9 protein-coding genes and 2 pseudogenes are annotated in these 12528 nt (G+C 35.4%); 5 read left to right on the top strand and 6 right to left on the bottom strand.

Annotation, left to right across the window (positions count from 1 at the left end; translation table 11 throughout):
* Positions 1-610 precede the first annotated feature (610 nt).
* The 4 genes and pseudogenes from ACWOEC_RS11510 to ltrA form a co-directional block, all read left to right on the top strand.
* Complete coding sequence (locus ACWOEC_RS11510; RefSeq protein WP_005237640.1) at positions 611-1522, top strand: ParA family protein; 912 nt, start codon at positions 611-613, stop codon at positions 1520-1522.
* Position 1523: 1 nt separating this feature from the next.
* Positions 1524-1895, top strand: a complete 372-nt coding sequence (locus ACWOEC_RS11505; protein WP_016612373.1) for a hypothetical protein — start codon at positions 1524-1526, stop codon at positions 1893-1895.
* A gap of 308 nt (positions 1896-2203) precedes the next feature.
* A pseudogene (locus ACWOEC_RS11500) lies at positions 2204-3193 on the top strand (IS30 family transposase).
* Between the two features lie 848 nt (positions 3194-4041).
* Positions 4042-5144: pseudogene (ltrA, locus tag ACWOEC_RS11495) on the top strand (group II intron reverse transcriptase/maturase); the annotation flags it as partial.
* Between the two features lie 253 nt (positions 5145-5397).
* On the opposite strand, the gene ACWOEC_RS11490 reads toward ltrA, so the two are convergent.
* Positions 5398-5826, bottom strand: a complete 429-nt coding sequence (locus ACWOEC_RS11490) for a universal stress protein (protein ID WP_005237651.1) — start codon at positions 5824-5826, stop codon at positions 5398-5400.
* Between the two features lie 10 nt (positions 5827-5836).
* The gene (locus ACWOEC_RS11485; protein WP_141323609.1) at positions 5837-7384 is read right to left on the bottom strand and encodes an Nramp family divalent metal transporter; all 1548 of its coding nucleotides are present in this window, start codon (positions 7382-7384) and stop codon (positions 5837-5839) included.
* Positions 7385-7695: 311 nt separating this feature from the next.
* On the opposite strand from ACWOEC_RS11485, the gene ACWOEC_RS11480 reads away from it, so the two are divergent.
* Entirely contained in the window at positions 7696-9495 is a 1800-nt protein-coding gene (locus tag ACWOEC_RS11480) for a heavy metal translocating P-type ATPase (RefSeq protein WP_455308339.1), read from the top strand.
* Positions 9496-9855: 360 nt separating this feature from the next.
* Here ACWOEC_RS11480 and ACWOEC_RS11475 read toward each other — a convergent pair whose 3' ends face one another.
* The 4 genes from ACWOEC_RS11475 to ACWOEC_RS11460 all read right to left on the bottom strand — a co-directional run bounded on the left by ACWOEC_RS11475 (position 9856) and on the right by ACWOEC_RS11460 (position 12339).
* The gene (locus ACWOEC_RS11475) at positions 9856-10134 is read right to left on the bottom strand and encodes a DUF3892 domain-containing protein (protein ID WP_455308337.1); all 279 of its coding nucleotides are present in this window, start codon (positions 10132-10134) and stop codon (positions 9856-9858) included.
* A gap of 32 nt (positions 10135-10166) precedes the next feature.
* Positions 10167-10508 carry a hypothetical protein gene (locus ACWOEC_RS11470; protein WP_455308335.1) on the bottom strand — a complete coding sequence of 114 codons (342 nt, stop codon included), beginning with the start codon at positions 10506-10508 and terminating at the stop codon, positions 10167-10169.
* Positions 10509-10576: 68 nt separating this feature from the next.
* Entirely contained in the window at positions 10577-11707 is a 1131-nt protein-coding gene (locus ACWOEC_RS11465) for an SMODS domain-containing nucleotidyltransferase (RefSeq protein ID WP_455308333.1), read from the bottom strand.
* A gap of 83 nt (positions 11708-11790) precedes the next feature.
* Entirely contained in the window at positions 11791-12339 is a 549-nt protein-coding gene (locus ACWOEC_RS11460; RefSeq protein ID WP_455308342.1) for an SMODS-associated NUDIX domain-containing protein, read from the bottom strand.
* Positions 12340-12528: the final 189 nt, after the last annotated feature.

Genomic DNA, 12528 nt, shown 5'->3' with positions numbered 1-12528 from the left:
TTTACGGATACCATTTTGTAATACCGTCGAATATACGACATCCAAAGAAGCTGCCATGACTTTATTCCTTCCCAAACTAAAAGAGAACACAAATAATCTTAAAGATTTGTGTTCTCCCAATAGCTTAGAAGTCTTAAATGAATGACAAAATAAGCGTGTATATATTGAGTTGCTCGTCAAAAAATGGTAGAATAAGTCTGTAAGTTCGGATTGTCAGTCCGAAAAACTTATCAAAATTACATAAGTGGTTGTCAGCCACTTACATAACTTCTGAGACGAGCGAGAACACATAGGCTTTTTATGTGATTCAGATAGAATAGTGAGGCCAATTTCACTTTTTTATCCGTCTCTTTTTTTTTATGTAATTTTCTTTTAAAGTGTAAACTTTTTTTTTAATGCTGTAAACCTTTTTTTTATACTACAAAGTTACCCTATTTTTAAACATTTGTAAAGATTATCAAGTGGCTTAATTATAAATTATATTTTATAAACTATAATTTATAAAATATAATTGACAACATATTTCCTTCTGGTATAATGTTCTTAGACAGATATATATATTATATTTTGCAATTTATATTTTATATTTTATAAACGGGAGGTTTGTTTAATGGAATTATCGCAAGAAAACTTGAAATTTGTTTTTGAATATAGAAATGTCGTCAGAAGACCATTAACTATTACTGTAGCAAATTCCAAGGGTGGAGTAGGTAAAACTACTATTATAAGATACTTGAGCTATGTACTTGCTAATATGGGATTTAAAGTGTTGGTAGTGGATGCCGATCCGCAATCAAATACTACAAAGACAATGTTGTTGACTAAAAATTATCACTCTAAAGACGATGACATTTTCATTATTGAAAAAACTATGCTAGCTGGAATCGTTGAACGAGATTTGAAACAATTAGTTCTTCCAATAATTGAAAACTTGGATTGCATTCCATCACATATAGATTTTAAAAACTTTCCAAAATATTTAACTAAGCTTTATGGGGACGCTATAGAAGGAATAGACGCTGATTATATCGAGGTCGAAAAAAACAGAATTTCAGTCTTGAAAGATTTACTTGAACCAGTCAAGCCGGATTACGATTTTGTTCTCATCGATACCCCACCTACTATGTCTGATTTCACTAGGAATGCTGCTTACGCTTCTGACTATATTATTATGGCTTTTCAAACTCAATCTGACAGCTTAGATGGCGTTGAAGATTATATATCAGAAGAAGTCACTCCACTTGTTGAAAAATTTGATTGTAAGACTGAAATAGTTGGAATACTTCCAAATCAGTTGAGTAAAGGTAGTATAGATCGCCAAGTTGTCAATGATGCTATCGAAAAGTTTGGTGATCAAAACCTTTTTGATAATATTTTACCACATGTTAAGCGAGTGCAAACAACACCGAGGACAGGTTTAAATACTGACACTTATTGGGACAAACTTGCTTATGAAGAAGTTTTTGTACCTTTAGCAAAAGATTTCATTCATAGAATAAAGTTATTCGAAGGAGAAAACTAACATGACCGATAATGCAAAACCAGGTTTCTTTTCAAAGCAAAAACCTGATAATTCTTATAAAGAAATCCCTAAACCGAAATCAGCATTTACTTCTGACAACACAGATTTACTAGAAAATATTCACCCTGAAGAAGACGTATTAAAGATAAACAACAAGTCGCTTGGTATACCAGCCATAGTCTGGTGCGAATTTACTGCTTTGCTTGATACTACTGATAATGATTATACCTATGAACTACTCGAAGAATTAATTCACGAAAGAACTGCACGTTTCGATCACAATCAAAAAACAACCTACAACCGAATATTAGAGCGTAAGAAAGATCAGGAAAGAGAACGGATATATAAGAAAGAAAAAAGGAAGAAGATATAAATCTTCTTCCTTTTTATATTTTGTAAAGTACAATTTATAATTTATATTTTGCAAATTATAAATTGTAACAAAAATTAAGCCTTTAAATACACATAATTACTCGCTGGCAGAGGTTTTATAAATATTGTTTTATAATTTATATTTTATAATTTATAAATCTACCCAGCCGTGTTCTCTTGACTAGAAAAGCGAACGTGTGTTCTAATGTGTATGGTGAATGTACAATTTAAGTGCAACACCAAAAAAAGCCATAAACTAAATTCCTGTATAATGGTGTTTGACGAACAATCATTAGGAGGAATTTAGCCATGGCTTCATACACACATCTTACTACACATGAAAGAGAATTGATATTCTTATACCACGGATTTGGATTTTCTTATCGCCGTATCGGACGGCTTATCAAAAGAAACCCTTCAACTGTCCTGCGTGAGTTAAAACGTCACTCGACAAAGAAACGCGCTTATTCACCATCTGTTGCTCAAAAAACATACAAGAAAAATAAGAAACGTTGTGGTAAGAAGCGATTGCTAGATTCCTCTCCATTAAAAGAATGTGTTAGAAAGTTATTTTTAGAAAACCAATGGTCTCCAGAACAAATTTCTCAGAGAATCAAGTTAGAAAATAACGGTGAATCGATTAGCTATAACACGATTTATCGCGCTATCTATCGTGGATTATTCAATGATGGTTTTACAAAAGATAGTAAAGAGGCTAGAAGGAAGCTGCGTCGCAAAGGAAAGCCTAAAAAAAGCGCTCTTGATGGACGAGGACAATTCAACGATGCCCCTAGAATCCACGATCGACCAATTTCAGCAGAAAAAAGAAGTGAAATCGGTCACTGGGAAGCCGACACAGTGATTGGTGCTTAAGGGAAAACTTGTTTGGTCACACTTGTTGATCGGAAATCACGTTTTCTTCTGGCAAAGAAGACACCAAAAAAAGACTCTAAATCGGTCAAGAAGACAATTATTGATTTGTTTTCCGGGGTCAAACAAGCAAATCTTAAAACGATTACGCCTGACAGGGGACAAGAGTTTATGCTTTATCATGAATTTAGTAAAGCATGCGGTATTGACTGTTTTTTTGCGGATCCTTATAGTCCTTGGCAACGGGGAACAAATGAAAATACTAATGGACTACTGCGAGAATACCTACCCAAAGGGCAAGATTTAACTGAAGTATTAGACAGTACAGTGGATCTATTTGTTTCTAAACTAAATCTACGACCCAAGAAGTGTTTGGGTTGGAAAACACCTTATGAGGTCTTTTATGACAAGGTGTTGCACTTAATTTGACAATCTGCGTATATAAAACGTATCTTTTTTTAGAAAAGGGGATTTATCATGGTTATGCAATTTGGCGTAAATCCAAGGTTTGACTATACTAAAGAACCCTTACGAGATATTCTTTGTATCGACTGTAAGTCATTTTATGGTGCGAAACGTTCCTAACTGAAAAGGTTAGGCACACAAGATTTTCTTGTGTAGAACTAATGATTTGAGGAGTGAAATGACGGTGTAACGCCCTGAAGCGCTCCCTCTGATACTCCGATTGGCAATACCTTAAGTTAGAATAGGAATTGTCAAAAGCTCGGTAAAGTCGGCTGAGAGTTACCGCAGTTGCATTATGCAATCGAAAGCTGTTCAGCGGTGAATGGTGTAACCTATAGGCCGGGAGTCCAGAAATTACTCATGGTGAGAATGTGCAGCTGCACTGACGAACTCGCGAATGTACGAATCTATAAGCTTGGGGTACAGAAATGTATCTTACCCGCACAAATATTACTGTGACAAAGGGTGTAGCTTGCGGTTAAGTAAGAATCGTAGATATGAACAACCGTGCAATGTAGTAGGCATTGGAAAGTTACAGGTTCAGAGTGAGCGCCTAAAAGTAAATGTAGGGATAAAATCATTGGAACGTTGAAAGCTAGTGTCGTGGAGGACTAACTTCCTTTGAAACGGTTGAGACGAAGAATAATAAGCTCATTTACACTAGTGAGAGTAGTGGCACAGTACCTATGAAGCAGTGATAATAAGCTGTGGAGGGATAGCCACAAGTCAATTTGCTTTACTAACAGTTATGATACAATCCATAGAATCGAGTATGACAAAATAAACGCCGACGTCCGAAAGGAGGCGGTGCTATGGAAAACGTATCAGCATCACATTCAATTCGCCATATGGAATATTATGGTCTTATTGATAGCTTTGATTCTCTTTACAAAGAGAGTAGCGAGAACAAAATTTTCAGTAACCTTATGGAAATTGTCACTTCTCCTAATAACATTCTATTGGCATTTCGGAATGTTAAAGGAAATTCTGGTAGTACTTCCCCAGGCGTCGACAAAAAGAATATTGATGATTTAAAAGCAATACCGAATATCGAGTTTATAAAAACTGTTCAAACAAAATTTTCAGAATATAAACCGCAACCAGTTAAACGAGTAGATATTCCTAAGCGAAATGGGAAAACTAGACCACTAGGCATACCAACAATATGGGATAGAATCATACAACAGTGTCTACTACAAGTTTTAGAACCGATCATGGAAGCAAAGTTTCATGATAAGAACTATGGTTTCCGACCTAACCGGTCGGCACATCATGCATTCGCTCAAGCAGTACGAATGGTGCAACTTTCAAAACTAACTTTTGTAGTAGACATAGACATAGACATAGAAGGATTCTTTGATAACGTAAACCATTCAAAACTTATTAAACAGTTTTGGACATTAGGGGTACGTGATAAATGGCTTCTAGGTGTTATCCGAGCAATGCTTAAAGCACCTATTATTCATAGGGATGGACGCATTGAACATCCAAAGAAAGGAACCCCGCAAGGCGGTGTTCTCTCTCCACTTCTTGCCAATGTTGTTTTGAATGAACTGGACTGGTGGATATCTTCTCAATGGGAAACACACCCGACTAGGAAAAACTACGATTGTTATCATCAAACAAGAAAGCAATGGATTAAGAGCAACAAATATCGAGCACTGCGTGCTTCGAAACTAAAAGAGATTTATATTGTTAGATACGCAGATGACTTCAAAATCTTCTGTAGAAAACGAAGTGACGCAGACAAAATCTTTCTAGCCACTAAATTATGGTTAAAAGACCGACTGAAACTTGATATAAGTGCTGAAAAATCAAAGGTAGTGAATCTAAAGAAACAGAAATCTGATTTTTCGGATTCACAATGAAACTGGTACGCAAAAGAAAAAGCTTTGTGATTGAAACGCACATGTGCGCCAACTAAAACACGACGGACTCACTCCGATGGAAATCAGAAGTAAGGCTGTCGCTTAAGTCTTTTTATTAACCTGTAAGAGGAGATAGAGAAAGGGACTTTCTCTATCTCCTCTGAAGGCCAGTTCGAGTGAAACTCGAACAAATCTTTTTGTTTTTTTTTGACTGTCTACTTGACAGGGAGCAGTTCAAAATAACTTTTGGATTTTATGGTCTTTTTGCTCGTAGATAAATAATTCTGTTTCCGCCTCTTTTTAACGATATACTAAAACAGAAATTGTCGCATTTTTCGCCATGTAACTAGCCTGTGTGCCTAAGTATTTCCGGATAGGGTTACGTGATTTAGAACCAATGATTAATAAATCAGCCTTTGAAATTGGAATAAATTCTTTGACAATAACTTCACCCGGATTTCCTTGACCAATGAGAACTTCCACATCTGTTAGTCCTTGCTCTTTTGCGTAAGTACGATAGGTTTCACCTTGGCGAATTAATTTTTCTCGAGCGTTCTTTAAAAAGGTCTTATCCAGAATTTCATACGTATTAATGTCTTCGTTTTCTAAAACAAGTGCGATGATAAGCGAAGAGTCTTCTAGTTTCGCGCGATGGACAGCATAATGGAAGGCTTTTAACGCATCTTCTGACTCTTCCACACCAACTAAAATTCGTTTGAACGCATACATATTGCTCCTCCTACTCCGTTTCACGCATATTATTTAATTGAATGCGCGCATTTAATTTTTTGTTTCCTTTATATAGATCATAAACTGTCCATGCCAACAAAAGAAGCACAATAGCTATCGTAAAGTAGGCAATGCTATCTGCAATGACAAGATCTGTTTTACTTGCGTTGTCACCGAAGAACCCTTCAATTTGTCCGGGCAATCCGATTAGATTTAAATATGTTAATCCGATGACTGAAATCCAACCTAATAAGCGAATGATCCATGAGTTTTTGAAGCGATCACCCATTTCAAGACTACTATCCGTCATCATGAGTAGTGGGACCATTGAGAATGGTAAGGCAAAAGCTAGAAAGACTTGAGAATTATTCATTAACGTATTTAACGCAGTATGTTCTTCAATAGCCGATTTACCACTGGTTAACGCCACACAGACTAAAACCGGAATCACCGAGATTAAACGAGTAACAAGGCGCCGTAACCAAATCGGCATTTTCATATGAATGAAACCTTCCATGATTACTTGTCCTGTCAAAGTACCAGTAATCGTAGAATTTTGACCAGATGCAAGTAGCGCAACTGCAAAGAGAGTAGACAATAAACCAGATTTCGCAACCTGAACTAGGATACCATTACTTAAAGTTGAAGGATCTGATAAGGCTTCATACAATCCAAAGAAGGATGGATCTTGGACAGCACCAGTTTTAAATACAGCAACACCCATAATAAGAAGCAACGAGTTAACAAAGAAAGCCATCGTTAATTGAATATTAGAATCCCATGTGGTAAAGCGAACTGCTTCGGCAACATCATCTTCATCGCTATGATCAATGGCACGTGTTTGAGAAACAGCCGAATGCAAGTACAGATTATGCGGCATCACAGTTGCTCCAATAATTCCTAGTGCGCCTGTTAGAGGAGTTTGACCGCCGATACTTTTCGATGAAGAGAATGTTTCGCTTGTTGGAATAAAGCCTTTCATCACGGCAGCCCAATCTGGATTTGATAGAGCAACTTGATAGACAAAGACAAAAAGAATGACAAAAATCAAACAAACCACGATTGCTTCGATCTTACGGAATCCGACTTTTGTCAACAATAAAAGCAACAAGACATCAAAGACGGTAATAAAAACAGCATACAATAAGGGAATATCAAATAGTAGGTATAAGGCAATAGCTGCCCCGATAACCTCGGCAATATCTGTGGCCATAATCGCTAATTCAGTTAAAATCCACAAAATAATACCTAATGATTTGCTCGTACGCGCTCGAATCGCTTGCGCCAAGTCCATCTGAGTGACGATTCCTAGTTTAGCTGCCATGTATTGTAAAAGCATAGCAATCAAGCTAGACATTAAGATCACCGACATTAATAGGTATTGAAAATTTTGTCCACCAGTAATAGAAGTGGACCAGTTTCCCGGATCCATGTAGCCGACTGCCACAAGTGCACCCGGCCCCGAGTATGCGAACAATGTTTTCCAAAATCCCATACCTTTAGGAACAACGACCGTCCCATTTATTTCCTCAAGTGATGGACCATTGGCGTGTTCCATCAACTTGTGCTTATGAGCATGATTTTCATTTTTACTCAAGAAGATAACCACCTTTCATTTCTTTTCAACGCTAGTTTACTCCTCAAATGAAAAAAAGAAAAGGATTTTTTTCGGAATGCCTAAAAAAAATGATAGGCACATCGATGTTTAACTCTAACTACCTAGTGGATTAACGTATTAAATTGAAATAAATATAATATAAAATAGGATTTTGATAGTTGCATCTGATTATCGTTATCAATTAGAGGATTATATTATCATTCGAAAAGTTGTGGTGCTACACTCTTTTTGTGAAATAGAGGAGGAGAACAATGAAAAATTACCAACGATTTATTCTAACTTTAACAATCGGTTTCGCAGCCTTACTAGCTGAATTTCTATTCAAAAATCCGACAATAGCTTATATGATTGTAGCGATTACGGGTGGGTTAATTGCCATTCAAATGTTGATTGGCATGATTGCTACACTGCGTTCGGGAAAATACGGTGTGGATATTTTGGCTATTACTGCCATTGTAGCGACATTGGCGGTCGGTCAATATTGGGCTAGTTTAGTTGTGCTAATTATGCTTACTGGTGGAGATAGTCTAGAAGATTATGCTAGCCGACAAGCTAGTAAAGAATTACAAGAATTGTTAAGCCATTCCCCTCAACTTGCTCATGTGATTAAGGGAGCGGAAATCATTGATTGCAAAGCTGAGACGGTGCAACTCGGTGAGCTTGTCTTAGTTAAACCAGGTGAGCTTGTACCAGTGGATGGTGTGATTAAAGAAGGTCAGACGACGTTGGATGAATCTTCTTTAACAGGTGAGTCATTACCAGTCGAAAGAGGAATTGGCGATGAAGTGATGTCAGGGTCGCTAAATGGCGATCAAGCATTTCGTTTTAAAGTAACTAAAGTAGCTGCTGATAGTCAATACCAATTATTGGTCAAATTAGTAAAAGAATCGGCTCAAAAACCGGCCAATTTTGTTCGTTTAGCAGATCGGTATGCGGTACCTTTCACGATTATTGCGTATGTGATTGGTAGTTTGGCATGGTTTTTCTCTAAAGATCCGGTACGCTTTGCAGAAGTCCTAGTAGTCGCATCACCGTGTCCTTTAATCTTAGCTGCTCCGATTGCGCTAGTCGCAGGTATGAGTCGGTCTAGCCGCAATGGTATCGTGGTGAAAAATGGGACAACCATCGAAAAACTTGCAACCGCTAAAAGCTTTTCATTTGATAAGACGGGGACAATAACAGAAGGAGCGCTCTACATTGATCAATTATCTTATACGAGTGGTTATACGGAAAAAACATTTTTACAACTCGTAGCCAGTGCGGAGCAAGAATCGGGGCATGTCATTGCACGCTCCATTGTTCGGGAAGCCAAAGAAAAAGGTGTGGCATTATTGCCAGTGAAAGATTTGGAAGAAGTGACTGGTCAAGGTGTCGTATGCTTTATTGAAGGAAACGAAGTAAAAGTAGGTAAATCGACCTTCGTAGGGAAGAAAGATGTCCATCGCTTAACAAACGAAGTCGCGGTATTTGTTGCTTTGAATGGTGTCATGATAGGACATGTGACTATGAAAGATCAAGTCCGTCAAGAGGCAAAGGAAACGATGCAAATGCTAAAGGCGGAAGGAGTAGAGAGCATCCATTTATTAACAGGAGATAAGCAAGAAGTAGCAGATAGTATTGCAGACCAAGTAGGCATTGATGTGGTGCATGCTGATTGTCTACCGCAAGATAAAATCGCCTATATTCAAGAAATCCCAGCGCCACTTAGACCAACAGTCATGGTCGGTGATGGAGTAAATGATGCTCCAGCTCTTTCCGTAGCGGATATCGGAATAGCGATGGGGGCGCATGGTTCGACAGCTGCCAGTGAAAGTGCAGATATTGTTATTTTGAAAGATGATTTGGCTAAAGTAGCTCAAGCCAGAGACATTGCTAAACGAACAATGGTCGTAGCGAAACAATCGGTATTGATTGGTATCATTATTTGTTGTGTATTAATGGTAATAGCTAGCTTTGGAATCATTCCAACATTATTAGGGGCGGCTTTACAAGAAGTGATAGATACGGTTGCGATTTTATCGGCTTTACGAGCACGAAATGATACAAAATAGTAAAGAGGCTGAGATAGAATGATTATCGATACCAGCTAGTCGCTGCATAATAGGTTTTGGTTTCTTTTTGAATTGTCCTTGACAAAGGGTCCACTTTAACTAATTGTATGATTTCTTTTTTAAATCACGTAATTATGAATAGCTTTGTTATCAAGGTAGTCAATCAAGTAAAATTCATCTAGCTAAGTTGATTATATTTATGACAACGAGAAATTAGTTGACATAAATATAATCAACACAATAATCATACTGATTTAAAGCTATTTATCATCGATAACTTCGCATAAAGTATCTTATATAAACCAATAAAATAAAAAAGAGGTTTTTAAAATTACAAAAACATCTTTTTTATTTTATTAATTATACTCTCGGCAATTTCAGTAAGTTATCATTCTCACTGCTATTTGGCTGCGATCTAACATATTTCTGAGTCCCATTTTTAGCAGCTAACAATACAGGAAACGGCTTTATATCTACAATAATTTTAGAATCCGGATTTTCGACAATGAAGTCGTGAATGGTTTCCTTCATATAAAAACCAGAGTTTACGACACCTTCCAAATAAATTTCTTTTATTTCTGTTAAGGAATCTGTAGTTTCTTTACCATCATTCATTTTTATCTTCGTTGCTTTAATCATAACAATATTACCTCCTTTTTTTTTGATCTTTCCTATAATGACGGATGATCTCCACCACCATACCATTTATCTGTAGCTAGCCAAAGCTCAAAAAAGAATAACCACTCTATAATCCAAGGGATGATTGTACTAGAAATCCAATTTTCCCTTTTCCATTCAAATTTTCTAGGATTATAAAGACACAAATTCACTTTTTTATTTTTTATATCTTTCTTATAAATATGAGGTATATCTTTTTTTATTATATCTGTTGGTAAGTTATTAAGCCACGATTCACAAATACCATCAATGTTATAGATAATTTCAATAGAATACTTTTTAGAAATTTCAGTAGGCTTTAATAATATATTGATAATTAATCTATTATTTTTCAATTTAATATTAGCATTAGGATAGTGATTCTTTATGTCTAAATATTGTTGGGCTAAAGTCTTTTTGATACTTATTCACCGCCATAGAATGTATGGTTAGCTATTGGTTTATTACTATCGATTGATAAGAAATCGCTCTCATTCAAACCTAATCCATTGTTGCGTTTAATCTTAGAAATTGATTCTCCATATGACTCAAAGGAAGTCTTAACTAAATCTTGGCCAAAATTTCTTGAGAGTCTTTCCTTAAGAGAATCCAAACCTTCAATAAAGTTTACTGGATCATCTACGATATCTGATTTAGCTTTTAAAAGCCAAGAAAAAAAAGCATCTTTTCTCTCGGGATTATCCCGCCATCTATCTGTAAAGTTTTCAGTAGAATCTACCGGATTATAAACATTATAATTACCATACTGATCAATCTCGATATATTTTTCCATATTATATATAATGTTTGATAATGCTGTAAATAGATCTTGTTCACCATTATATGCTTTTGCTGCCAACGTAGTTATTATTATTGAGCTTGGTCTGTATTTCTCTCCTTCAAACGCTATATCCCTATGCCGTTTAAGTATTTGAATAACTTTTTGTAAAGGGGTTCTTACCTGATATAATTTTACTTCCTCTATATCAACATTGTTTCTTTTGGAAAAAACTTCTCTAGATTCGTTAAATATATCTAACATTTCATTAGTAAACCAATTGTGAAACCCCTTTGGATTACTCAGACCAAATACATACTCACCAGATTCAATTTTTTCAGTCAATACAATTTTTGTATCAAACCCACTTGTGGAATAAGGGATGCATGGTAATATATCCATATGATATTTATAGTAGTTTAAAGTCCAACACCTTTTCCCCTCACTGTCTAGCTTATCTGAATAGAGCTTGCTTTGTTTTAATCTACTACCAATAATATTTTTCACTTCTTTTGGTGTTAAATTTTGTCCATTAGTAATATGACATACAAGATCAACATCATATTCACCATTTCGATCTGTGGCTAATGGCTTAATAATTGTCCCTAAGCTCAACGATCCTTGTGGATAAATAGAGATATTTAACTCTTCTTCTAATTCTCCTAAATAGGATCCAACTGCTTTATACGAATTAACAATTTCTTCATTATCCGTTATAGAAATATTTAAAGACTCTGAAATATGATGAAAAATTTTACTCAAAGTTTCATTTATCATAGTCGTCTCATCCCTTAAATTATTAATTTAAATACATTTAAAAACATAACTAACTATAATATACAATAGATATGAAAACTAATCTATACGATGTATTTGGAATGTTGACCTATTTTTCTATCCAAACCATCTAGAGAAATCTTTGTAGCTTCGATATCTAAGTTATCACACCATAAATATTGTTTATTATTATTTGTATTTTCCAAAATTTTGGTTTCTAACAACTTATTACTAAAAGTAACTTTATAAATCTCATAAATATTATACTCATTCATTTTAAATGGTTCACTAAATCTTATACCAGTTTCAATACTTTTTTTAAATTCAAATTGAACTTCCTTCAAATCCTGAATTCCAAGTACTCCTGGATCTACCAACTCCTCTATAAATTCTCTAGTAACTGTACATTCCCTATTTTTTCTAGAATGAAACCAATCAACAACTCTTAATACATTATTCCCTGGAACGAAAATTCTCAAATCATTCTTGTCATGGAATTGACTAGATGTTACATCAGAAATATTCAAACTGTTCTTTATTTCACTAAAACTATCAAAATAATGAAAAACTCCACCCAACGGTTGAAATTGATCAATTCTACCTCCTTTAATCAACAAATATTTATTATCTATACAAATATTTATTATCTATACAAATAGAAAATAAATATGATAAACTCATTCTTACTTTTTTCTGATTACGTCCATATAATTGTGTAAAAGATAAAAGGCCATGTAACAGCCCTTTTACGGTACAATGTTTTTAACCACAAAAACATACCCAGGAGGACGTTACATGACCCAAGTACATTTTACACTGAA

It is taken from the genome of Enterococcus bulliens (genome assembly GCF_053761865.1).
This window is presented reverse-complemented; position numbering and strand designations above follow the sequence as displayed.

Excerpts from the sequence above, each read along its gene's own strand:
- ACWOEC_RS11510 (WP_005237640.1), top strand. The coding sequence starts at position 611 with ATGGAATTATCGCAAGAAAACTTGAAATTTGTTTTTGAATATAGAAAT.
- ACWOEC_RS11505 (WP_016612373.1), top strand. The coding sequence starts at position 1,524 with ATGACCGATAATGCAAAACCAGGTTTCTTTTCAAAGCAAAAACCTGAT.
- ACWOEC_RS11490 (WP_005237651.1), bottom strand. The coding sequence starts at position 5,826 with ATGTATGCGTTCAAACGAATTTTAGTTGGTGTGGAAGAGTCAGAAGAT.
- ACWOEC_RS11485 (WP_141323609.1), bottom strand. The coding sequence starts at position 7,384 with ATGGAACACGCCAATGGTCCATCACTTGAGGAAATAAATGGGACGGTC.
- ACWOEC_RS11480 (WP_455308339.1), top strand. The coding sequence starts at position 7,696 with ATGAAAAATTACCAACGATTTATTCTAACTTTAACAATCGGTTTCGCA.
- ACWOEC_RS11475 (WP_455308337.1), bottom strand. The coding sequence starts at position 10,134 with ATGATTAAAGCAACGAAGATAAAAATGAATGATGGTAAAGAAACTACA.
- ACWOEC_RS11465 (WP_455308333.1), bottom strand. The coding sequence starts at position 11,707 with ATGATAAATGAAACTTTGAGTAAAATTTTTCATCATATTTCAGAGTCT.